General features: G+C 69.9%; 23 protein-coding genes. 1 reads left to right on the plus strand and 22 read right to left on the minus strand.

Translation table 11 applies throughout. From position 1 onward, the window contains the following. Positions 1-46: 46 nt before the first annotated feature. The 13 genes from narI to SACAZDRAFT_RS00875 form a co-directional block, all read right to left on the minus strand. A complete protein-coding gene (gene narI, locus SACAZDRAFT_RS00815) occupies positions 47-787 on the minus strand; it encodes a respiratory nitrate reductase subunit gamma (protein ID WP_005437732.1) in 741 nt (246 codons plus the stop codon). After that, on the minus strand, positions 784-1422 hold the full coding sequence (gene narJ / locus SACAZDRAFT_RS00820) for a nitrate reductase molybdenum cofactor assembly chaperone (RefSeq protein WP_005437734.1): 639 nt from the start codon (positions 1420-1422) through the stop codon (positions 784-786). The genes narI and narJ overlap by 4 nt, the downstream gene beginning before the upstream one ends. Further along, positions 1419-3116 carry a nitrate reductase subunit beta gene (gene narH / locus SACAZDRAFT_RS00825; RefSeq protein ID WP_005437743.1) on the minus strand — a complete coding sequence of 566 codons (1698 nt, stop codon included), beginning with the start codon at positions 3114-3116 and terminating at the stop codon, positions 1419-1421. Before narH ends, narJ begins: the two co-directional genes overlap by 4 nt. Beyond that, positions 3116-6817: a nitrate reductase subunit alpha gene (locus SACAZDRAFT_RS00830; RefSeq protein WP_005437746.1), complete on the minus strand. Its 3702-nt coding sequence runs from the start codon at positions 6815-6817 to the stop codon at positions 3116-3118. Before SACAZDRAFT_RS00830 ends, narH begins: the two co-directional genes overlap by 1 nt. 23 nt (positions 6818-6840) lie before the next feature. Next, entirely contained in the window at positions 6841-8181 is a 1341-nt protein-coding gene (locus tag SACAZDRAFT_RS00835) for an MFS transporter (RefSeq protein ID WP_005437748.1), read from the minus strand. Positions 8182-8478: 297 nt separating this feature from the next. Then, complete coding sequence (locus SACAZDRAFT_RS00840) at positions 8479-9618, minus strand: acyl-CoA dehydrogenase family protein (RefSeq protein ID WP_005437751.1); 1140 nt, start codon at positions 9616-9618, stop codon at positions 8479-8481. Further along, on the minus strand, positions 9615-10817 hold the full coding sequence (locus SACAZDRAFT_RS00845; RefSeq protein WP_005437753.1) for an acyl-CoA dehydrogenase family protein: 1203 nt from the start codon (positions 10815-10817) through the stop codon (positions 9615-9617). The genes SACAZDRAFT_RS00840 and SACAZDRAFT_RS00845 overlap by 4 nt, the downstream gene beginning before the upstream one ends. Continuing rightward, positions 10817-12025 (minus strand): acyl-CoA dehydrogenase family protein, encoded by a 1209-nt coding sequence (locus SACAZDRAFT_RS00850; protein ID WP_005437755.1) that lies wholly within the window; start codon positions 12023-12025, stop codon positions 10817-10819. Before SACAZDRAFT_RS00850 ends, SACAZDRAFT_RS00845 begins: the two co-directional genes overlap by 1 nt. Further along, positions 12025-13044 carry a phosphotransferase family protein gene (locus SACAZDRAFT_RS00855; protein WP_005437757.1) on the minus strand — a complete coding sequence of 340 codons (1020 nt, stop codon included), beginning with the start codon at positions 13042-13044 and terminating at the stop codon, positions 12025-12027. The genes SACAZDRAFT_RS00850 and SACAZDRAFT_RS00855 overlap by 1 nt, the downstream gene beginning before the upstream one ends. 105 nt (positions 13045-13149) lie before the next feature. After that, entirely contained in the window at positions 13150-13611 is a 462-nt protein-coding gene (locus SACAZDRAFT_RS00860; protein ID WP_005437759.1) for a MaoC family dehydratase, read from the minus strand. Then, a complete protein-coding gene (fabG, locus tag SACAZDRAFT_RS00865; RefSeq protein WP_005437760.1) occupies positions 13608-14369 on the minus strand; it encodes a 3-oxoacyl-ACP reductase FabG in 762 nt (253 codons plus the stop codon). The genes SACAZDRAFT_RS00860 and fabG overlap by 4 nt, the downstream gene beginning before the upstream one ends. Positions 14370-14458: 89 nt before the next feature. Then, positions 14459-15160, minus strand: a complete 702-nt coding sequence (locus SACAZDRAFT_RS00870; RefSeq protein ID WP_005437762.1) for a DUF998 domain-containing protein — start codon at positions 15158-15160, stop codon at positions 14459-14461. 57 nt (positions 15161-15217) lie between these two features. Then, positions 15218-16342, minus strand: coding sequence for a J domain-containing protein (locus SACAZDRAFT_RS00875; protein WP_005437767.1), 1125 nt, complete (start codon positions 16340-16342; stop codon positions 15218-15220). 346 nt (positions 16343-16688) lie between these two features. Here SACAZDRAFT_RS00875 and SACAZDRAFT_RS00880 point away from each other — a divergent pair, with 346 nt between their 5' ends. After that, positions 16689-17468 carry a mechanosensitive ion channel family protein gene (locus SACAZDRAFT_RS00880; protein ID WP_005437769.1) on the plus strand — a complete coding sequence of 260 codons (780 nt, stop codon included), beginning with the start codon at positions 16689-16691 and terminating at the stop codon, positions 17466-17468. 53 nt (positions 17469-17521) lie between these two features. Here SACAZDRAFT_RS00880 and SACAZDRAFT_RS00885 read toward each other — a convergent pair whose 3' ends face one another. Genes SACAZDRAFT_RS00885 through gvpJ form a run of 9 tightly spaced genes read right to left on the minus strand, consistent with a single transcriptional unit; the run spans position 17522 to position 21539 of the window. Next, on the minus strand, positions 17522-17899 hold the full coding sequence (locus SACAZDRAFT_RS00885; RefSeq protein ID WP_005437771.1) for a DUF6401 family natural product biosynthesis protein: 378 nt from the start codon (positions 17897-17899) through the stop codon (positions 17522-17524). 25 nt (positions 17900-17924) lie between these two features. After that, on the minus strand, positions 17925-18236 hold the full coding sequence (locus SACAZDRAFT_RS00890; RefSeq protein ID WP_005437772.1) for a gas vesicle protein K: 312 nt from the start codon (positions 18234-18236) through the stop codon (positions 17925-17927). Next, positions 18233-18472, minus strand: coding sequence for a gas vesicle protein (locus tag SACAZDRAFT_RS00895; protein WP_005437774.1), 240 nt, complete (start codon positions 18470-18472; stop codon positions 18233-18235). Before SACAZDRAFT_RS00895 ends, SACAZDRAFT_RS00890 begins: the two co-directional genes overlap by 4 nt. After that, on the minus strand, positions 18469-19320 hold the full coding sequence (locus SACAZDRAFT_RS00900; protein WP_005437776.1) for a GvpL/GvpF family gas vesicle protein: 852 nt from the start codon (positions 19318-19320) through the stop codon (positions 18469-18471). The genes SACAZDRAFT_RS00895 and SACAZDRAFT_RS00900 overlap by 4 nt, the downstream gene beginning before the upstream one ends. Next, positions 19313-19744, minus strand: a complete 432-nt coding sequence (locus tag SACAZDRAFT_RS00905) for a gas vesicle protein (RefSeq protein WP_005437779.1) — start codon at positions 19742-19744, stop codon at positions 19313-19315. Before SACAZDRAFT_RS00905 ends, SACAZDRAFT_RS00900 begins: the two co-directional genes overlap by 8 nt. A 42-nt stretch (positions 19745-19786) precedes the next feature. Further along, positions 19787-20056, minus strand: coding sequence for a gas vesicle protein GvpO (gvpO, locus tag SACAZDRAFT_RS00910; protein ID WP_005437781.1), 270 nt, complete (start codon positions 20054-20056; stop codon positions 19787-19789). Between the two features lie 5 nt (positions 20057-20061). Continuing rightward, a complete protein-coding gene (locus SACAZDRAFT_RS00915) occupies positions 20062-20325 on the minus strand; it encodes a gas vesicle protein GvpG (protein WP_005437782.1) in 264 nt (87 codons plus the stop codon). A gap of 41 nt (positions 20326-20366) precedes the next feature. Next, a complete protein-coding gene (locus SACAZDRAFT_RS00920) occupies positions 20367-21170 on the minus strand; it encodes a GvpL/GvpF family gas vesicle protein (protein ID WP_005437783.1) in 804 nt (267 codons plus the stop codon). Beyond that, positions 21171-21539, minus strand: a complete 369-nt coding sequence (gene gvpJ, locus SACAZDRAFT_RS00925; protein WP_005437784.1) for a gas vesicle protein GvpJ — start codon at positions 21537-21539, stop codon at positions 21171-21173. It abuts the gene before it with no gap. Position 21540 lies beyond the last annotated feature (1 nt).

The raw sequence follows: 21540 nt of genomic DNA on the forward strand, positions 1-21540 counted from the left end.
GCATCGTGGAGACGACGGGGACCGTATCCCGACGGCTCCCCGCCGCTCACGGTGTGCGTTCCCACCCACGTCGCGGTGGGCTCGTGCCCAGCCTGGGCTCCCGGCTCCGGTAGACGATGTAGGGGCGGGTGAGGTACCCGAGCGGCATCGAGAAGACATGGACCAGGCGGCTGAACGGCCAGAAGGCGAACAAGGCCAACGCGGCCAGGGCATGCAGCTGGAAACCGAGTCCGGCCTGTGCCATGAGCGTGGGCTCCGGCTGGAAGGCGAAGATCGAGCGAAACCACGGCGAGACAGTCTGGCGATAGTCGTGCGCGTTCTCGGTCACGTTGCCCAACACCGTCGCCGCCAGGCCCAGCACGATCGTGCCCACCAGCAACACGTACATCACCTTGTCGTTGCGGGTGGTCGCGGAGAACACCGGACCGACGGTGCGCCGCCGGTACACCAGGATCGCCGCGCCTGCCAACGTGCACACGCCGGCCACGGTTCCCAGTGTCACCGCGATGACGTGATAGGCGAACTGGCTGATGCCGACGGCCTGCGTCCACGATTTCGGGATCAACAACCCACCGACGTGGCCCAGGAACACGATGAGTATTCCGAAGTGGAACAGCGGGCTGCCCACGCGAAGCAGACGGTTCTCGTAGAGCTCCGAGGAACGCGTCGTCCAGCCGAACTTGTCGTAGCGGTACCGCCAGACGTGCCCGCCGACGAACACCGCCAGCGCCATGTACGGCAAGACCACCCACAGCACGATGTCGACGGTGTCGACGTTGCCCGTCATACCGATGCGCCTCCGGGTGTGCGGTTGGTGGGATACGGCAGCAGCCCCACGTCTTCCTCCGGCGGGCCCGAAGCGGCGAGCTGCTCGACGATGTCTCGATCCCGGCGCCCGAGCGGGGGCAGAGTCGCCGACACCGACTCCAGCACCGGCGACCACGCGGAGCGCCCCTCCCACAGGCCCAAGCGCAGGAGTTCCAGACTCGCCCGGTACTCGGCAAGCAGACGGACACCGGCTGCGGGGTCGACGGTCGCGGCGAACTCCAGGACCACAGCCAGATGATCCGGCAGTTCGGTGGTCGCGATGCGGTGTCCCGCCGCGCGGTAGGTCTGTTGGAAGCGCAGCAACGCCATCCCGCGTTTGCGGGTGTCGCCGTAGCGGAAGTAGGTGAGGAACAGGCTGAACCGCTTGCGGTGGTCGAAGGTGGCCACGTAGTCGGCTGTCAGTGTTCCTGCGGGCGTTGCCTCGACATGGGCGCAGAACGACAGCAGAGGTGACCCCACAGCTTCCGGCAACGTCGCGGCCGCCGCACGCAGCAACGGCAAGCGTTGCCGCACAGCATCGTCGGGATAATCCAGCAACAGCGACTGCGTTTGCCAAGCGACGACCCGTTCTCGGTCGGTGAGCGACGACGTCACGGCTTCGGCTCCGTCTCGGCGTTCGGGTCGCCTCCCGCGTCGCCGCCGTCCCGGCGCGGTGGGAACAGGCCCTCCGGCAAGCCTTTGCCGTCCCAGTTCAGCAGGTTCACCCGGTTGTGTTTGCTCACGGGCGCGGCTGGGGTGTCGCTGAGCTGACGGCCTTGCAGGGCGGCGAAATTCTCCACCGCGATCGGGAGGGCGCCTCCCGACGTTTCGCCGAACGGCCCCGACCCTCCCATGCCCGGCCCGCCCTCGTAGTCGAGGCTGCACTCGGTGGCCAGCTCTTCCAAGCCGTGTGCCTGCTCGGCATGCGCCGGTGGAATCACGTACCGCTCTTCGTACTTCGCCAGCGCCAGCAGCCGATACATGTCGTACATGCGCTCGCCGGTCATCCCGACGCGTCGGGGAATCGCCTCGTCGGGTTCTCGACCCAGGTTGATGTCACGCATGTAGCTGCGCATCGCCGCCATCCTGCGGAGCACATCCGCGACCGGCTCGGGATCACCCGCCGTGAACAGCTCCGCCAGGTACTCCACCGGGATGCGAAGGGCCTCGATGGCGGCGAAGAGGTTGCCGTGGTCCTCGCCGTCGTGTCCGGTGTCGCGCACGACGTCCACGACGGGGGACAGAGGCGGGATGTAGAAGACCATCGGCATGGTGCGGTACTCGGGATGCAGCGGTAGAGCGAGCCCGTAGGTGTGGATCAGGTGGTACACGGGGGAGCGCTGCGCGGCCTCGATCCAATCGTGCGGGATTCCCGCGCGCTCCGCTCCGGCGACGACGTCCGGGTCGTTCGGGTCGAGCAGAAGGTCACGTTGGGTGCGTAGCAGGTCCCGCTCGGGGGCGCTCGCGGCCTCGGTCACGCGGTCGACGTCGTAGAGGACGAGTCCGATGTAGCGCAGTCGGCCCACACATGTCTCCGCGCACACCGTCGGGAGTCCCACTTCCACGCGAGGGAAACAGAAGGTGCACTTCTCGGCCTTGCCGGTGCGGTGGTTGAAGTACACCTTCTTGTAGGGGCAGCCCGTGACGCACATCCGCCAGCCGCGGCAGCGGTCCTGGTCGACCAGCACGATGCCGTCCTCGGTGCGCTTGTAGATCGCGCCGGACGGGCAGGACGCGGCACACGAGGGGTTCAGGCAGTGCTCGCAGATGCGCGGCAGGTAGAACATGAACGTTCGCTCGAACTCGAACCGGACCTTGTCCGCGATCTTGGTGATCAACGGGTCGGCTCGACCGTGTTCCGGAGCACCGCCGAGGTCGTCGTCCCAGTTCGCCGACCAGCTGATCGCGGTCTCCTCTCCACTGATCAGCGAGCGGGGGCGGGCCACCGGAATGTCGTCCTGCGGCGGTGCGCTGGTGAGATGGTCGTAGTCGTAGGTCCACGGCTCGTAGTAGTCGCGGATGTTCGGCAGCTTCGGGTTGCTGAAGATGGTGAGCAGCTTGCGCAGCCGCCCACCCGCCTTCAGCCTCAACCGTCCTCGGCGGTTCAACTCCCACCCGCCCTGCCAGCGCTGTTGATCCTCGTAGGTGCGGGGATAACCCTGTCCCGGGCGCGTCTCGACGTTGTTGAACCACACGTACTCCACGCCGGACCGGTTGGTCCAGGCCTGTTTGCACGTCACCGAGCAGGTGTGGCAGCCGATGCACTTGTCGAGGTTCATCACCATCGCCATCTGGGCCATGACTCGCATCAGTACGTCACCTCCTGACTGCGCCTGCGGATGACGGTGATCTCGTCACGCTGGTTGCCGGTGGGGCCCAGGTAGTTGAACGCGAAGGACAGCTGCGCGTAGCCGCCGATCAGATGCGTGGGTTTGATCAGCAACCGGGTCAGTGAATTGTGAATACCTCCGCGCTTGCCGGACGTCTCCGCTCTGGGAACGTCGATCAGTCGCTCCTGCGCGTGATACATGTACACGGTGCCGCGCGGCATGCGGTGCGAGACGATCGCGCGCGCCACCACGACGCCGTTGCGGTTGACGGCCTCGATCCAGTCGTTGTCGGCCACCCCGATCGCCCCGGCGTCCTCCACGGACATCCAGATGGTCGGCCCACCCCGGGACAGGCTCAGCATCAACAGGTTGTCCTGGTACTCGGAGTGGATCGACCACTTGCTGTGGGGAGTGAGGTAGCGCACGGCCAAGCCCGAGCCGTCCTGGGTTCCCGGTCTGGGGTCGGAGAACAGAGCGGTCAGGTCGAGCGGAGGCCGGAACACCGGGAGGTTCTCCCCGAGTTCGCTCATCCAGTCGTGGTCGAGGTAGAAGTGTTGCCGGCCCGTGAGCGTGTGCCACGGTTTGCCGCGCTCGACATTGATGGTGAAGGGTGAGTAGCGTCGGCCTCCGGCCTCCGATCCCGACCACTCCGGTGAGGTGATCACGGGAACGGGTGCCTTCTGGGTGTCGGAGAACGTGATCTGCTTGCCTGCGTGCTCGGCGGCCAGGTCGGCCAGCCGGGTACCGGTCCGTTCCTCCAACGTTCGAAATCCCTGGGTGGCCAGGCGGCCGTTCGTGGTGCCCGAGAGAGCCAGGATGGCTTCGCACATGTCCACTTCCCGCGCCAACGACGGGCGACCGTGCGCGGGACCGCCGCGTACCATCCCGTTCTTCTCCCGCAGGTAAGCCACTTCGCGGTCGACGGAGAAGGTCACTCCCTTGGTGGTGGCGCCGTGCGATTCCAGCATCGGTCCGAGGGCGTTCATCTTCGCCGCGATCGCGGTGTAGTCGCGCTCGACGACGGTGAGTCTCGGCATGGTGAGTCCCGGAACCGGGTCGCACTCGCCTTTCTTCCAGTCGCGCACGATCCCATGCGGGGTGGCGAGTTCGTCGGCGGTGTCGTGCAGGAGAGGTGTGGCCACGACGTCTCGCCGCGTGCCGAGGTGATCGACCGCCAGCCTGCTGAACGTCTCCGCGATCGCCTGGAACGCAGCCCAGTCGGAGCGCGTCTGCCATGGCGGGGCGATCGCCGGGTTGAACGAATGCACGAAGGGGTGCATGTCGGTGGTGTTGAGATCGTGCTTCTCGTACCAGGTGGCCGAAGGCAACACCACGTCGGAGAACAGTGTGGTGCTGGTCATCCGGAAGTCCAACGACAGCAGCAGGTCGAGCTTGCCCACGGGAGCCTCGTCGTGCCAGACGACCTCGCGGGGGCGAGCGTGCGGGGGTACTTCCTCCGCGCGCAGCGACGAATCGCTGCCCAGTAGGTGCTTGAGGAAGTACTCGTTGCCCTTGGCCGACGAGCCGAGTAGGTTGGCGCGCCAGACACTCAGCACTCTCGGGATGTTCTGTGGGGCATCGGGGTCCTCACAGGCGAACTTGAGCCGGCCCGCCTGGAGTTCCGCCACGACGTACTCGGCCGGGTCCGTTCCCGCGCGCTCGGCTTCGTCGGCCAGGTCCAGGGGATTGCGGTCGAACGTCGGCGCGCTCGGCATCCATCCCATGCGGGCGGACTGGGCGAGCAGGTCGGCAGTGGTGTGACCTGCGAGAACTCCTCGCGCTGTGGTGGCGTTGTGGGCGTCCGCGCCCGAGTGGTCGTAGCGGAACTGGTCCGTGTGGAGGTACCAGTAGGCGGTCTGGATGGTCTGGCGGGCCGGGCGCGACCAGTCCAGCCCGAATGCCAGGTTGCTCCAGCCGGTGATCGGGCGGCACTTCTCCTGTCCCACGTAGTGCGCCCAGCCGCCGCCGTTGACCCCTTGTCCGCCGGTGAGCATGGTGAGCGTGAGGAACGCCCGGTAGATGGTGTCCGAGTGGAACCAGTGATTGGTCCCGGCTCCCATGATGATCATCGACCGGCCGCCCGTGGCCTCGGCCGTGGCGGCGAACTCCCGGGCGATGCGCGTGGTGGCGCTCGCGGGAACACCGGTGATCGATTCCTGCCAGGCCGGCGTGTACGGAGTGGTGGGATCGTCGTAGCCGCCCGGCCAGTCACCAGGCAGGCCGTCGCGTTGCACGCCGTACTGGGCGAGCAACAGGTCGAACACCGTGGTCACCAGCTGCCCGCCGACTCGTCGGGCCGGAACACCTCGACGCAGTGTCGCGGCCACCGCCGAGTCGCCATCCGGGTGACCGGTGTGCCCGTCGAACCGAGGCAGCAGCACCGTCACCGGTTCGGACCCGGGCCCGGAGGCCGACAACATCGGGTCCACACCGTCCAGGTCGAGGTTCCACCGACCGATGCCGGACTCGCCGTAGCGGAAACCGACCGAGCCATTGGGCACCACAGGCTCGCTGGTCGCCGAGTCGAGCAGGACTGTCTTGAACGCCGCGTGTTCATCCGCCTCGGCCGCCGCGGCATCAAGGCTCAAGTCCGCCGCCGTGAGGAACTTGCCCGGCACATGACCGTCCGTGTGCTCGTCGAGTCGCACGAGGAACGGAAGGTCGGTGAATCGTGTGACGTAGTCCTCGAACGCCGGTGTCCGCCGATCGACGAAGAACTCGCGCAACACGACATGGCCCATGGCCATGGCCAGCGCGCCATCGGTGCCGGGACGTATCGCGAGCCAGTCGTCGGCGAACTTGACGTTGTCGGCGTAGTCCGGGGAGACAGCCACGACCTTCTGGCCGCGGTAGCGCGCCTCGACCATCCAGTGCGCGTCGGGAGTGCGGGTCACCGGGAGATTCGACCCCCACATGATCAGGTACGCGGCGTCCCACCAGTCGCCCGACTCGGGAACGTCGGTCTGGTCTCCGAACACTTGAGGCGAGGCGACCGGAAGATCGGCGTACCAGTCGTAGAACGACAGCATGGGCGCCCCGAGTAGGGAGAGGAATCGAGAACCCGAGGCGTAGGACACCATCGACATCGCGGGGATCGGGGAGAACCCAGCGACGCGGTCGGGCCCGTACTGCTTGACCGTGTACACGTGCGCCGCAGCCACGATCTCGGTCGCCTCGTCCCAGCTCGCCCGCACGAGTCCGCCGTGGCCACGCGCGGACTTGTAGAGCCGGGCCGCCTCGGGATCTTCGACGATCTCCGCCCACGCGGCGACCGGATCGCCGGTTCGTTGCCGTGCCCGCCGATACAGCTCCAGCAGCACACCGCGCACATAGGGGTAGCGCACGCGTGTGGGGGAGTAGGTGTACCAGGAGAACGCGGCCCCGCGTGGGCAACCGCGCGGCTCGTACTCCGGGCGGTCCGGGCCCACGGACGGGTAATCGGTCTGCTGTGCTTCCCACGTGATGATGCCGTCGGAGACGTAGACCTTCCACGAACACGACCCGGTGCAGTTCACCCCGTGGGTCGAGCGGACGACCTTGTCGTGCCGCCAGCGATCACGGTAGAACGTGTCCGCGTCCCTGCCTCCGGTGTGTTCGAGTGTCCGGAGGTCGTCGGACACCGTGCCGCGGGTGAAGAAGCGGCGGGTGCGCACGAGCGCGTCGGTCAGCTCGTTGTCCATACCGGATCGGTCAGGCGCAGTACTCACGGTGGTGTCCCCTTTCGGCGAGCGCGAAGGTACTGCCGCCTGTGGTGCGCCCGACCACCACGGCGAAATCGAGGGCCCGTAGGCCGTGCGAACCGACCGTCGAGGTCGCGGTGGTTCGGTGTTCGGTGCGCCCGGACACCACGTTGGACGGTGGTCAGCGTGAAGCCCACCATCGCGGCGGCGACCACCGCGAGCGCGATCAATCCCACCGCGTACGAACCCAGACGACCGTAGACCGCGCCCATCACCAGCGGTGGTACGAAGCCACCCAATCCGCCTGCGGCGCCGACCACCCCGGTGACCCCGCCGACTCGCTCCGGAGGCGTCAGCAGGGGCACGAGCGTGAAGACGGCACCGGTACCCAGCCCGAAGCCCGTGGCCATCACCAGGAACGCCACCGTCCCGAGCGGCATGAGCGGCGGGGTGAACGACTGCACGACCGCTCCCGCGGCGACCACCGCCATCGATGCGGAGTACACCGAGACCGGGCCGAGCCGGTCGGACAGCCAGCCCCCCACCGGACGCATCACCACCGCGACCACCACGAACCCCGCCATGCGGCTCGCGGCATCGGCTTCCGCCAGGGCGTAGGCCGACTCCAGGTAGGCGGGCAGGTACACGGAGAACGCGACGTATCCCCCGAAAGCCAGTGCGTACAGGGCCGATGCCTGCCACGTGACGGGCATGCGCAGTGCCGTCCGTAGCCGATGAGTGAACGGCTCGGCTTGTGTGGTGCCGCCGGGGGGATCCCTCAGAACGAGTGTCGCGATCAGCGCGTAGACGGCCAGACACACCGCCGTCACGAGAAACGGCGTGGGGGTGCCCCAGAGGTCGACCAGGGCCACCGTGGTCAACGCTCCGACGGCGGTCCCGCCCATGCCGACGCCGTAGATGCCGTTGGCCAACCCTCGTCGATGTGGGGGAAACCAGGCGTTGACGAAGGGCATTCCGACCGCGAACACCGTCCCACCGATGCCCAGGACGAATCCACCGGCGAGCAAGGCGACCAGCGAGGTGTCACCGGCGAAACCGAGGAACAACACCGGCACGATCGTCGCCAGCGACACGAGAGGGAACATGCGGTGACCACCGAACCGGTCGGTCAACGCGCCGATCGGGATGCGACCGAGCGAGCCGACCACCACCGGCACCGCCACCACGAGTGACTTCTCGAAGGCGCTCAAGCCGAGGTCGCGGGCCAACGCGGGGGCGAGGGGGCTGAGCAGCGACCACGCCCAGAAGTTGAGACCGAACCCGATGGTGGCCACGACGAGCATGAGCACCGGGCGACCGCCGACCGCTGTGGTGGTCCGTTCGGCCCTGGAGCCAGCTCCCATCGCCACCCTCGCGCTCGTTCGCTCGATCCTGCGTCTGCCCACATCGTCGCGTCGAGCGGGGTGGCTCGCGACCGCATGACGCGCTCGGGTGAGGTGACCTGCCGTGGTTCCGGGGACGGCAGGTGAACCGCGAGCGGCTGGCCGAGGCGGAGTGGATCGCGCCCACCAAGGAGCGTTTTCCCTGTATCGAGTGCGCGTGCGAGGACTGGGAGGGGACCTCGATGCGGTGTGACACCGAGGGCTGTGGTCACCCCGGTTTCGCTCACTGGGGAATCTGACCACAGCCCGTACGGGCGACTACGCCGGCGGCAGGTCCACCACCCCGGCGAGGTGGGCGCGGTGACGGCCCGGGGTGCCGAGGGCGATCTCGTCGGCCTTGGCGCGCTTGAGGTACAGGTGCGCCGGGTGTTCCCAGGTCATCCCGATGCCGCCGTGGAGTTGGATCGCCTCCTCGGCGGCGTGCACGGCCACGGCGGAGCAGTGGGACTGCGCCACGGCCACGGCCACCTCGACGTCGGAACCGGGCCCGAACGCGTCGGGAGCGGCGAGGACGTCGGCGGCGTAGCGGGCGGCGGCCCGCGCGGTCACCAGGTCCAGCCACACGTCGGCGAGCCGGTGCTTGAGCGCCTGGAACGAGCCGACCGGCCTGCCGAACTGGTGGCGCTGCCGCACGTACTCGACGGTGGTGTCCAGACACCACTGCGCCACACCGAGCTGCTCGGAGGCCAGCAGCCCGGCCGCGGTGTGCAGTCCCCGCGTCAGCGCGTCGACGGCGGTGGCACCCCGGGCGAGCTCGCGCGCCGGTGCCTGCCGCAACCGGACGTCGCCCACCCGCCGGGTCAGGTCGAACGAGACCACCTCGTCGACGTCGACTCCGGTGGCGGAGGTGTCCACCGCGAACAGGGCGGGACCGTCGGAGGTCACGGCGGGCACGACGAGGACGTCGGCGACGGCGAGGTCGGCCACCGTGGTCACGGCGCCGTCGAGCAGTCCCGCCTCCGCGTGCACCGCGGTCGGGAAGTCCGTGTTCGGGTCGGTGGACAGGGGCACGACCAGCGTGGCCGTGGCCTCGCCCGTGGCGAGTCGCCGCAGCAGCGTGGCCACCGGCTCGGCCTCGGTGTCCGCGTGCAGCAGCACCGACGTCGCGAGGACCGCACTGCCGAGGAACGGGACGGGCGCGACGGCGCGGCCCAGTTCCTCCAGCACCAGGGCGGTCTCCCGGAACGACGCCCCCTGGCCGCCGAGCTGCTCCGGCACGGGCAGCCCGGCGAGCCCGAGGTCGCTCGCCAGCGTCTGCCACAGCGCCCTGTCGTAGGCCGGTTCGCTGTCCATGCCCGACACGAGCGAGGCGGGGAGGCCGCGGTCGGCGAGCACGTCCCGGACCGTGGCCCGCAGGTCGGTCTCGACGTCGGAGTACAGCAGATCGGGGGTGCTCATCGGGGCAGGTCCTTCCACGCGACGTCCTTGTCCACCCTGGGTTCGGCGGGCAGCCCGAGGACCCGCTCGGCGATGATGTTGCGCAGGACCTCCGACGTGCCGCCCTCGATGGAGTTGCCCTTGGCCCGCAGGTAGCGGTAGCCCGCCTCGCGGCCGGTGAAGTCGACCAGCTCCGGCCTGCGCAGCGCCCAGTCGTCGTAGCGCAGGCCCTGCTCGCCCAGCAGCTCGACCTCCAGACCGGAGAGTTCCTGCGCGAGCCGCGCGAAGGCGAGCTTCATCGCCGAACCCTCCGGACCCGGTGCGCCCGCGGCGAGTTGCTGCCGCAGGCGCAGACCCGCGAGGCGCACCGCCTCCTGCTCGACCCACAGGCGCAGCAGCCGCTCGTGCAGGTCCGGGGTGCGCGACTCCGGGCGGGCCCGCCAGGTCTCGACGACCCGGCCGAGCATGCCGCTCTCGCGGGGCGCGGCGTTGCCGCCGATGGCCACGCGCTCGTTCATCAACGTCGTCTGCGCGACCCGCCAGCCCTCGCCGACACCGCCGAGGCGGTGCGCGTCCGGGATCCGCACATCGGTGAGGAAGACCTCATTGAACTCCGCCTCGCCGGTGAGCTGCCGCAGCGGGCGCACCTCGACGCCCGGCGCCGTCATGTCGCACACGAAGTACGTGATGCCCTGGTGTTTGGGCACGTCCGGGTCGGTGCGGGCGATCAGGATCGCCCAGCGCGCGTTGTGCGCGGAGGACGTCCACACCTTCTGGCCGTTGACCACCCAGTCGTCACCGTCGCGCACGGCCCGGGTGGCGAGCGCGGCGAGGTCCGATCCGGCGCCGGGCTCGCTGAACAGCTGGCACCAGATTTCCTCGCCGGTCCACAGCGGACGGAGGAATCGGCGTTTCTGCTCCTCGGTGCCGACGGCGAGGATCGTGGGAGCCGCCATGCCGAGCCCGATGCCGTTGCGCCGGGGATCGTTGTCCGGTGCGCCCGCGTCGGTGAGCGCGGAGTCGACCACGGCCTGCGCTCCGCGGGGCAGGCCGAGGCCGCCGAGCCCGACGGGGTAGTGCACCCAGGCCAGCCCGGCGTCGAACCGGGCCCGCAGGAAGTCCAGGCGGTCGGTGGTGGCGGGGTCGTGCTCGGTGAGCAACGCCGCCACCCGGTCACGGAGCTCATCCCGATCCTGCGAGGTCACCGCGTTCTCGGTCATCACAGGTACCTCTTCAGCTCTCGGCGGGCGAGCGAGCGCTTGTGCACCTCGTCGGGTCCGTCGGCCAGCCGCAGCGTGCGCACCCCGGCCCACAGCGCGGCGAGCGGGAAGTCCTGGCTCACCCCGCCCGCGCCGTGCAGCTGGACGGCCTTGTCGAGGATCCACTCGACGGTGCGCGGAGTGGCGATCTTGATCGCCTGGATCTCCGTGTGCGCGCCCTTGTTGCCGACGGTGTCCATGAGCCACGCGGTCTTGAGCACGAGCTGTCGGAGCTGCTCCACCCGGACCCGCGACTCGGCGATCCAGTCCTGCACCACGCCCTGCTCCGCGAGCGGCTTGCCGAAGGCGACGCGGTCGGCCGCGCGGCGGCACATGAGTTCGATGGCGCGTTCGGCCATCCCGATGGCCCGCATGCAGTGGTGGATGCGTCCGGGACCCAGCCGGGCCTGGGCGATCGCGAACCCGTCGCCCTCACCGCCGATGAGGTTGCCCGCCGGGACACGCACGCGGTCGAAGACCACCTCCGCGTGCCCGCCGGACTCCTCGTCGCCGTAGCCGAACACGGTCATCGCGCGCCGGACCTCCACCCCGGGAGTGTCGCGCGGGACGAGCACCATGCTCTGCTGCCGGTGCGGCGCGGCCTCGGGGTCGGTCTTGCCCATGACGATGAAGATCCGGCAGCGTGGGTTCATGGCACCCGAGATGAACCACTTGCGCCCGGTGATCACGTACTCGTCGCCGTCGCGTTCGATCCGGGTGCTCACGTTGCGGGCGTCGGAGGAGGCGACGTCCGGTTCGGTCATCGCGAACGCCGACCGGATCTCACCCTCCAGCAGCGGCTCCAGCCACTGTGCCTGCTGGTCGGGAGTGCCGAACTCCGACAGCAGCTCCATGTTGCCGGTGTCCGGGGCCGCGCAGTTCGTCGCGATCGGAGCGAGGTTCGGGCTGCGGCCGGTGAGTTCGGCCAGCGGCGCGTACTGCGTGTTGGTGAGTCCCGCGCCGCGCTCGCCGGGCAGGAACAGGTTCCACAGCCCGCGGCGGCGGGCCTCCGCCTTCAGGTCCTCGACCACGGGCAGCGTGTCCCACGGGTTCTCGGCCGTCCTCGTCTGCTCGGCCAGCACCGGCTCGGCGGGATAGACGTGCTCGTCCAGGAACGCGAGCAGCCGCTCCCGGTAGTCCTGGGTGGTGGCGTCGTACGCGAAGTCCATCAGTCCTCCTCCAGGGTGGCGTTGCCGCGCGCCACCAGCGGCGCGACGCTCGCGCCGATGCGGTCGAAACCCTCGCCGACGGTCTTGCCCTGGGTGTGCCGGAAGTGAATGCCCTCCAGGATCACGGCGAGCTTGAAGAACGCGAAGCCGAGGTACCAGCCCATGGCCGAGGTGTCGCGTCCCGACGTGGCCGTGTACCGGGCGACGAGGTCGCGCACGGGCGGGAAGCCGGGAGCGGTGGCGACACTGGAGATCTCGTCGCCCAGCGCCTCGCCCTCGGTGTACGCGACGAGCAGCGCGATGTCGGTGAGGGGATCACCCAGTGTGGACATCTCCCAGTCCAGCACGGCGGTGACCCGGTCGGTGTCGTCGACGAGCAGGTTGTCGAGCCGGTAGTCGCCGTGCACGATCGTCGGCGCGGGCGAGTTCGGCAGGCGCGCCGACAGCCGCTCGCGCAAGGTGTCGATGCCCGGGATGTCGCGGCTGCGCGACGCGTCGAGTTGCTTGCCCCAGCGGCGCAGCTGCCGTTCCAGATACCCCTCGGGTCTGCCGAAGTCGGTCAGCCCCACCTCGGTGTGGTCGACCGCGTGCAGCCGGGCGAGCGTGTCGATCATGGCCTCGGCGATCCGGCGCGTGCGGTCGGCGCCGAGCGCGTCGAGCTGGTCGCGGCGCCGGTAGGGCGTGCCCTCGACGAAGTCCATGACGTAGAACGGTGCGCCGAGCACCGCGTCGTCGGTGCACAGCAGCACGGTGGGAGGCACGGGAACGGCCGTGGAGCCAAGCGCGCTGATCACCGTGTGCTCCCGCACCATGTCGTGCGCGGTGGGCAGGACGTGGCCGAGCGGAGGTCGGCGGACCACCCACGTCCGAGCGCCGTCGTCGACGACGTAGGTCAGGTTCGACCGGCCGCCCTCGATGAGCCGGGCGCTCAGCGGTCCGGTGACCAGACCGGGGCGGTCGGCGTCCAATCGGGACCGCAGCCGAGCCAGATCGAGGCCGGGCGGGGATTCTGCGCTCATGTGACCTCCTCGTCACGCCGGGCGTGGTGCCGACCGGTCGGTACGACCGGAGCCGGCGGCACCACGCCCGTCACGATTCGTGCTTCGCTGCGCGCGGTGGTCGCGCTACGCCACCAGCAGCGCGACCGTCTCGGCGACGCAGGCCGGCTTCGGGGCGCCCTCGATCTCGATCGTCCACCGCACCACGGCCTGGCTGCCCTGGGCACCGGGGGTCACCGACACCAGCTCGGCGTGGGCCCGGATGCGCGAGCCGACCGTGACCGGCTGCGGGAACCGCACCTTGTTGAGGCCGTAGTTGATGCCCATCCGCAGGTTCCGGATGCGGTAGATGTCCGCGCCGAGCCGCGGGATCAACGACAGCGTCAGGTACCCGTGCGCGATGGGCGCGCCGAACGGACCCGCGGCGGCCTTCTCCAGATCGACGTGGATCCACTGATGGTCCTCGGTGGCGTCGGCGAAGAGGTTCACCTGGTCCTGGGTGACCTCGTACCAGGGGCCCGTGCCCAGAGGCTCGCCCACCGCGGCGGTGAACTCCTCGACGTCGGCGAACGTCCGCGTCTCGCTCATGCCTTCGGCCCGCCCGCGACGTAGATGACCTGGCCCGACACGAACGACGCGTCCTCGCCGACGAGGAACGACACCACACCGGCGATGTCGGACGGCTGACCCACCCGGCGCACCGGGATCTCCGCCGCGGCGGCCTTTTTGAAGTCCTCGAACGGCACTCCGACGCGCTCGGCCGTCGCCGCGGTCATCTCCGTCTCGATGAAGCCCGGCGCGACCGCGTTGACGGTGATGCCGAACTTGCCGAGCTCGATCGCCAGCGTCTTCGTGAAGCCCTGCAGGCCCGCCTTCGCGGCGGCGTAGTTGGCCTGACCGCGGTTGCCGAGTGCCGAGGTGCTGGACAGGTTGACGATCCGGCCCCAGCCCTGCTCGGTCATGTGCTTCTGCGCGGCACGGCTCATCAGGAAGGAGCCGCGCAGGTGCACGTTCATCACGGAGTCCCAGTCGGACTCGGACATCTTGAACAGCAGGTTGTCACGGGTGATCCCCGCATTGTTGACCAGGACGCCGGGCGCGCCGAGCTGCTCCGCCACCGTGGCCACCGCCGCGTCCACCGCGTCGGCGTCGGACACGTCCACACCCACACCGATCGCTCGTCCGCCGTCGGCGTTGATCGCGTCGGCACCCGCCTTCACCGCGTCCTCGGCCAGGTCGAGCAGTGCGACGGTGAATCCGTCGGAGGCGAGCCGCCGGGCGATCGCGGAGCCGATGCCTCGGCCGGCACCGGTGACGATGGCGACGCGGGAGGGGGAGTCGGTCACAGCAGTCCTTTCGTTCGGACGCTCGAACGCACGGCGGCCCGTCGGGCTCCTCGTCGTCGAGTGTCGTTGGGCGTTGGGTAAGCGTGCGCTTAGTACCGTACCAGGGGATCGGCTTTTTCGGGGGTGTGATCGTCGCCGAGCAGCAGGCCCGAGACCAAGGCCAGCACCGCCGCGACCTCCGTGGCCGCCAGCAGCCGCTCGACCAGCCCGAGCGGGATGGACCGCCACCACGGCTCACCACCCGCCAGCATCACCACGACGGCACCGACGATCACCAGGAGCCAGACCCCGGCCAGAAGTGAGAGCGCCTTGGCCACCCGACGCCAGCGCGTCGGTCCGGACAACGCGGTCGCGGCCGACCAGACCGCGAACGGCAGGCACACGAAGGCCAGCACGCTGGCGTAGCGGTGGATGGTTCCCTCCACGCTCGGTCCCACCGACCAGTCCGTCTTGGGGAACACCGTGACCGCCACGAGGCCGAGCACCCACAGTGCACCGCAGACCGTGCTCACGGACACGCGCCGGACGTAGCCGCGCGCCGCGAGGGTGACGAACACGAGCGCCGAGCCGAACGCCACCGCCAACACCGACGTCTCGAACAGTCGCCGGTGTTGGCGGTGGGCGTATTCACTGATCGTCCGCCGCACCGGATCCACGTCGGCGCTCGACGGCAGGACGTGCAGCAGCGCCATGATCCCCACACCGACCAGCAGCGCCACCAGGGCGAACGCCGCGATCCTCCTCGTCGGTACCGTCGGGCCGTCGGTGCGGGCGGGCACGCTGTCGGTCATGCGCTGACTCCTCGTGGGCGGTGGCGACAGCGTATCCGGCGCGTCGGCCCGCCCCGCTCACGCCGCGGAGGCGGAGGCGGTGCCGACCACCTGGCCCAGCACCGTGCGGAAGACGTGCCGGTCGACCGTGACGGGTTCGGCGGCCAGCCAGTCGCCGATCTGCTCCACGAACTGTTCTGGCGTGAGCGGTGAGACGTCGTCGAGGTCGTCGAGGTACGGCTCGTCGGCCGTGATCTCGCCGTCCCGGCTCGGATAGAGCACGAGAGCGGCCCGCACCTCCACGTCGGGAAGCAGGCGACGGAAGGCCTCGACCCCGGTGTGGAGCTGCGAACCACCGCCGCGGAACCGGCGACCGTTGCGGGTGAGGGTCCCGTCGTCGGCCAGTCCGTAGTGTCCCGGCAACCACGACTTCGACTCCACGAGCACGAGCCTGCGCCCGCACAGGACGGCGTGGTGGATGTCGGCGAACACCGAGTCGGGCCACGCGAGCCCGTGGAAGATGCGGACTCCCGGCAGGCGCGTGAGGTACCGCTCGAACAGCTCGGCGGTCAGCCGTTGAGGCACTTCGTCGGCCTCGGTGCCCGGCGCGCCGAACACGACGCGGTCGCCGAACTCGCTGCGGAACGAGCGAACCGTGCGCAGCGACTCCAGGTGCCGTCGGACGAGCAGCACGGCGGCGGCCGACGCCGACACGACGAGCAGTGCCCACACCGCCGTCAGCCACACCGAGAACGCGAAGGGCACGACCAGTGGCAGGGGCAGGAGCACCGCCCCGGCCAGCGCGCCGCCCGCGGTGGCGTGGCCGGGCGATCCGGGGTGGGCGTAGTGCACGCGGGCGGCGTTCTCGACGAGGTGCCACCACGGCAGGGAGTCGACGTCGACGACAGGAGCGGTGGGGACGAAGTCGGGGTCCTCGCCGAACCGGCGAGGGCGTGCGCGGCGCTGGCCGCGGGTCTCCGCGGCCAGGGCCAGGGACGGTCGCCGACCCCGGCGGTCGTAGGCGGCTCGCAGTATCGGGTCGGCCAGCGTGTCGTACGCCTGCCGCAGCAGCTGGAACTCCTCCGCCGAACCGCCCGCGTCCGGGTGCGCCCGCCGGGCGAGGGCACGGTACGCGGACTTGATCTCCGGGGTGGAGGCCTGGCGCTCGACGCCCAGCACCGCGTAATAGTCGACCTCGGTCACGATCACCTCCGCTCGCGGGCGCTCACACTATGTCGTGTGACGGCTCGGCCGTGACAACGACCTGTGCGTACCCGGTCACCCAGAGTGTGCTATTGCTGAAGGTTTGTGGGTTTACGGCCCCCGGTTGTCACCCAGGTGGACCGACGCGGCCTCGAAAGGGTGTCTACGGCTCGTGAGTGTCAGCCCGCAAACCGGGTAATCACCCGCACAGCCGACGAACCGTGTGGCCCGGCACAAGCAGGATCCGAAGGACGCACCTCCGGTGGTCTCGACCGACCACGGGGGAGCACCGGAGGAGCGCAGGACGAGGAAGAGACGGGCCGGCCACGGAAAGGATGTGAACCCGATGAACATCACGGAATCGTTCAACGACGCCCTTCGGTCGGTCATCACCTTCCTGCCGAAGTTCGCCGCCTTCCTGGTCATTCTGCTCATCGGGTGGCTGGTGGCCAAAGGTCTGCGCAAGCTCGTCGACGTCGTCCTGGAGCGGCTGAACTTCGACCGGGCCGTGGAACGCGGCGGGATCAAGCGCGCACTGGAGCGGTCGAAGTACGACGCGAGCGGCCTCGTCGCGGCGATCGTGTTCTACGCCGTGCTGTTGATCGCGCTGCAGATCGCCTTCGGGGTCTTCGGCCCGAACCCGGTGAGCTCGATGCTCGCCGCGATCGTCGCCTGGCTGCCGCGGGCCATCGTCGCGATCGTGATCGTCGTCGTGGTCGCCGCGATCGCCAACGCCGTCAAGGACCTCATGATGGGCGCCATGAGCGGGCTGAGCTACGGTCGCGCGCTCGCCACCGCGGCGCAGGCGGTCATCATCGGGCTCGGTGTGATCGCGGCGCTCAACCAGATCGGCGTCGCCACCACGGTGACGACGCCGGTGCTGATCGCGGTGCTCGCGACGATCGGGGCCATCCTCGCGATCGGTGTCGGGGGCGGCCTGATGCGCCCGATGCAGCAGCGCTGGGACCGGTGGCTCAACCGCGCCGAGGAGGAGATGCCGAACGCCAAGGCGCAGGCGGAGGCCTACCAGCGCGGTCGGGAGGACGTCAGCCGCGCCCAGACCGAACCCTTCCAGGCGCAGGGCGAGCAGACGGAGCGCACCGCGCAGCCGCCGAGCTCGTCGTAAGCACGCCGACGAGACGCCGGGCCCGGAAACGGGGCCCGGCGTCTCGTGTCGTCTCAGGAGAAGAGCAGGGGGTCGATGTCCGGGACGTCGTCGGCGGGGGAGGCCTCCGCGAGAGCGCACACCGCCAGCAACCGCAGCGCGATCCACTCGCCGGTCGGGCACGGGGAGCAGTGGTGGGTCTCGGGTGTCCAGTCCGCTTCCGCCGCCGCGTCGAGCACGCCCTGGGCGTACGCGGCGAGGTCGACGACTCCGAGCGTGCCGCCGTCCATCGTGAGGATGTCGCGCACCGCGGCCGAGTGCTGGTCGACGCTCGCGAGCCGGCCCGGGTCGAGGGCCGATGCCGTCACACCGGCGGCGCCGAGTCGCCGCGTGAGGGTTTCGAGGTCACGCCGGGCGAAGGCGACCTGCTGTGCGCCTGACAACCAACCCATGGCGCGACAGCATAGGAAACGCTCGTCAGTCGCCGAGCAGAGGACCCAGCGGCCCCAGGTCGATGTCGAGGTCCTCGGGAGCGAGCCCGAAGTGCTCGCGGAGTTCCTCCATCCGTTCTTCGAGCTTCATCAGGGTCTGGCCGATACGTTCGACCTGCTCATCGGTGAGATCACCCTCGTCGACGCGGCGCAGCGCCTGCCGCTCCATGAGCTGGCGCAGCAGCTCGATGATGGTCAGCACCAGGCTCGCCAACCCGTGTTCGACGTTCTCCGGGTCGGAGTCGATGCGTTCGGCCAGCGGGTTGCGGTGGCGTGGGTCACCGGTGGCCTCGGTCACGGGCGACCACCTCGGTTCAGCGTGCCGACCGACGTGATGAGCGCGCGCAGCGAGACGTGCACGAGGTCGACGTCGGCGATGCACAACCGGATCTCACCGGTCAGGACCACGCCTCCCGCGAGCACGCGGTCGAGCAGGTCCACCAGGGCGATCCGGCGTTCGGGAGAGCCCACGCTCACCTCGTCGGCGACCGGTTCGAGGAGGTCCACGGTGTCGGGACGGGTCGGTTCGGTCACGGCTGCTCCGAGCGTTGCCGATGGTCCGGCTGGTGCACCGCGGCGAACGAGTACGGCGGCCACGGCCCGGTCAGTTCGACCCGTACCGCCTCGTGCTCGGCGTCGAGTGCGCGGACCAGCTCGGCGAAGGCGTTCGCCCGGTCGTCGTCCACGAGGTAGGCGCCGTTGAGCACCATGTGAGCCCGCTCGCCCGACAGCTTCGGGTCCTGCGGCGCGTGGCGGCGGTAGGCCACGGCCGCCTCGGCCAGGCGCGAGTGCAGCCGCTCGCCGTGTTCCGCGGCGATCCGCTCGCCCGTCTCCCTCGCCGACAGGGCGGCCTTGCGCCGCCTCAGGTAGGCGGCGCCCGACCCGCCCGCCGTCGCCGAGGCTGTGCTGGCGGTGGTGGCCGGTGTCGGGGCTTCGGTCGACGCGAGCGCGGCCGGATCGGTGTAGACCTTGACGCCCCACTCGGTCCGGCCGGTGAGGGCGTCCAGCGTGGTGGCGAACTCGGCCCTGCTCTCGTCGACGAGCTCCCGGACGCGGTCGTCGTCGAAGCACACCGTGGCCAGCCGCAACGGCACCGCCGCCGAGGCGGCACCGGACACGGCGGCCACGACGGCGTCGTGCGCGCGGGCGGTGGCGGCGAGCCAGTCGAGGTCCTCCAGGTTGCGGCGCAGCGCCTGCTCGCCGAACTCGGCGAGCGACACGGGACTGACCACCGCGATCAGCGGGTCGCCGCCCGCCTCCGCGGGCACCGGGACGCCGCTCACCGGTGCGTCGGCGACCCCGCGCAGTTCCTCCAGCAACGTCACGTCGAGTCCCCGAGCCACCGCGTACAGCCACCGTCCGGTCGTCGGTTCCTCAGCCATCTCGTTCCTCCGGTACCGGCTCGGCGTCGATCACGTCCTCCACGCGCGGCGCGCCAGCCTCGACCTGCGTGGACGAGCGCGCCTCCAGCGCTTCGAGGCGCCGACGCAACTCGCGGTTCTCGCGTTCGAGCTCGTTCTGCCTGTCCGTGTCGACCTTCTTGTGTCCGTTGTCGCCGGTGAGCCAGGGGTCGTTCTCCCACCAGTTGATGCCGACTTCCTTGGCCGTCTCCAGGGAGGCGACCACGAGGCGCAGCTTGATCGTCAGCAGCTCGATGTCGAGCAGGTTCACCTGGATGTCGCCCGCGATCACGAGTCCCTTGTCGAGGACCCGTTCCAGGATGTCGCCGAGGTTCGCGGGCTGATGACTCGCCGCCGAACCCACCGACGACGTCAACGCCGAACCGGGGCGTCCCGATGAGGTCATGTGCTTCGTGCCTTTCCTGCGTGCTGTGGTGCGCCGAGTCCCTCACTCGGTACGGCCGCGTGCGTAGCGCCGGGTGCGCCGGTACGACACCAGCTCGCCGTCCGGCTCCAGATCCACCTCGTACAGGCCGAGGATGTTGGCCGTGGAGGGCACGCGGCTCTCCTCCACGACCTCCACCTCCGCTAGCCAGCCCTCCTCGGTGGGGCGGACGGAGGTGACGCCGAGCGTCTGCCGCTTGGTGAGCCGTTCGATGTGGCCGAGGGCGAGTTCGGCGGCCTCCGTGGCGGTCACCTCGTCGAGGTCCTGAGCCATCGCCGTCACCGCTCTCCGGCGATGTCAGAGCCCGGGTCGGTTCCGTCGTAGCCGGTGAGCCTGCCGAGGGCCCGCTGCTGGATCTCGGCCTCTTCCTCGGCCGTGATCTCGCCCGCGGCGCGGGCCTCCTCGGCGGCTTCCAGCTCCCGGCGCACCGACGCGGGGTCGTAGAGCTCGCGGTCCACCTGTTCGCGGATCACGTCCGCCAGGGACACGACCGCGCGCACCGGCGCCAGGGGTAGCCCCAGAATCGTCGTCACCAGTCCCACGTCGGTGCCTCCTTCGTTCTTCTGCTGCCGCTTCGGCGGGGTCAACCGCCGGGGCGGGTGGTGTGGACGAAGTCGTAGGGCGCGAGCGGGCCCAGCAACTTCAGATTCACGCGCTCGCCCCACTGCGTGGCGAGGTCGTCGGCCACCTGCTCCAGTTCCCGCTGCTCGGCCACGCTCGCCAGGCAGGCGAGGTAGACGGCGTCGCGCTCGTGCGTCGCCTCCCGCACGACCACGTCGACGCCGAGCTCCTCCAGAGCCCGCACGGCGCTGCCGGTGTCGGCCTCGCGTTTGGCGGCGATGGTGTTGGCGATCAGTTCCCCCAGCGCCAGGCGTTCGTTGCGGGTCGCTTCCTCGGGCTTGTCGCGGATCGCGTCGCGGAGCCGCTGTGCGTCGGAGCTCTCCTCGATGATCTCGCTGATGATCGCGCGCTCGTCGTAGCGGCCCTTGAGGATGTACTGCGCCTGGCCCTCCAACTCGGTCAGGGCGGCGGCGAACTCGTCGTGGTGGTCGGCGAGCAGCTCGTCCGTGACCGCGTCCCGGTCGGTGACCACCGCGCCGAACCGCAGCGGCAGCACGGGCACCTCGCCCGCGGAGGCGTCGAGGATCCGCGCGTGCGCGGTCAGGTCGTCCGGGGTTCCGAGTGGACGGTCCACCGGGATCTCGCTGACGAGCGCGGCGATGTCGCCGTGCCGCACCGTCTCGATCGTGCCGGGCGGGTCGCCGATGCCCTTCACCTCGTCGTCGGTCTCCACATCGGACGGAACGATGCCGTAGATGTAGATCGCGGTCCGCGCGCCGGTCTCCTGATCGCTCCGGTCGGCCTCCCGGGTCGCTGCCTGCGCCACTTACGACCTCCTCTCGTCGGTCTCGGTCTCACCGAGCACGTCGCGCAACTTGTCGCCGGCCGCCTCCAAGGCGCCCTTGGTCCGCGACTTGGCGGCGCCCGAATTCATGTCCTCGATGAGCTCGGGAAGCCCCTTCTTGTCGTCGTCGGCCACCTGCAACCGATTGGTGGCCTCGGCGAACCGCAGATAGGTGTCCACGCTGGCCACCACGATGCGCGCGTCGATGGTCAGCAACTCGATGCCGACCAGCGACACCCGCACGTAGGCGTCGATCACCAGACCCTTGTCCAGGATCGTGTCGATCACGTCGGCCAGACCGGACGGCGACGGACCCCCGCCGCCTCCGGTCGCTGCTACTGCCGTGGTCACG

The organism is Saccharomonospora azurea NA-128 (genome assembly GCF_000231055.2).
Classification (GTDB): Bacteria; Actinomycetota; Actinomycetes; order Mycobacteriales; family Pseudonocardiaceae; genus Saccharomonospora; species Saccharomonospora azurea.

What these genes read in the sequence shown, in the direction of transcription:
- gvpO (WP_005437781.1), bottom strand. Translation starts at nt 20,056, where the DNA reads ATGGCTCAGGACCTCGACGAGGTGACCGCCACGGAGGCCGCCGAACTC.
- SACAZDRAFT_RS00840 (WP_005437751.1), bottom strand. Translation starts at nt 9,618, where the DNA reads ATGAGCACCCCCGATCTGCTGTACTCCGACGTCGAGACCGACCTGCGG.
- SACAZDRAFT_RS00830 (WP_005437746.1), bottom strand. Translation starts at nt 6,817, where the DNA reads ATGGACAACGAGCTGACCGACGCGCTCGTGCGCACCCGCCGCTTCTTC.
- SACAZDRAFT_RS00880 (WP_005437769.1), top strand. Translation starts at nt 16,689, where the DNA reads ATGAACATCACGGAATCGTTCAACGACGCCCTTCGGTCGGTCATCACC.
- SACAZDRAFT_RS00905 (WP_005437779.1), bottom strand. Translation starts at nt 19,744, where the DNA reads ATGACCTCATCGGGACGCCCCGGTTCGGCGTTGACGTCGTCGGTGGGT.
- SACAZDRAFT_RS00870 (WP_005437762.1), bottom strand. Translation starts at nt 15,160, where the DNA reads ATGACCGACAGCGTGCCCGCCCGCACCGACGGCCCGACGGTACCGACG.
- narH (WP_005437743.1), bottom strand. Translation starts at nt 3,116, where the DNA reads ATGCGAGTCATGGCCCAGATGGCGATGGTGATGAACCTCGACAAGTGC.
- SACAZDRAFT_RS00900 (WP_005437776.1), bottom strand. Translation starts at nt 19,320, where the DNA reads ATGGCTGAGGAACCGACGACCGGACGGTGGCTGTACGCGGTGGCTCGG.
- SACAZDRAFT_RS00860 (WP_005437759.1), bottom strand. Translation starts at nt 13,611, where the DNA reads ATGAGCGAGACGCGGACGTTCGCCGACGTCGAGGAGTTCACCGCCGCG.
- SACAZDRAFT_RS00850 (WP_005437755.1), bottom strand. Translation starts at nt 12,025, where the DNA reads ATGGACTTCGCGTACGACGCCACCACCCAGGACTACCGGGAGCGGCTG.
- SACAZDRAFT_RS00845 (WP_005437753.1), bottom strand. Translation starts at nt 10,817, where the DNA reads ATGACCGAGAACGCGGTGACCTCGCAGGATCGGGATGAGCTCCGTGAC.
- narI (WP_005437732.1), bottom strand. Translation starts at nt 787, where the DNA reads ATGACGGGCAACGTCGACACCGTCGACATCGTGCTGTGGGTGGTCTTG.
- SACAZDRAFT_RS00835 (WP_005437748.1), bottom strand. Translation starts at nt 8,181, where the DNA reads ATGGGAGCTGGCTCCAGGGCCGAACGGACCACCACAGCGGTCGGCGGT.
- SACAZDRAFT_RS00855 (WP_005437757.1), bottom strand. Translation starts at nt 13,044, where the DNA reads ATGAGCGCAGAATCCCCGCCCGGCCTCGATCTGGCTCGGCTGCGGTCC.
- SACAZDRAFT_RS00885 (WP_005437771.1), bottom strand. Translation starts at nt 17,899, where the DNA reads ATGGGTTGGTTGTCAGGCGCACAGCAGGTCGCCTTCGCCCGGCGTGAC.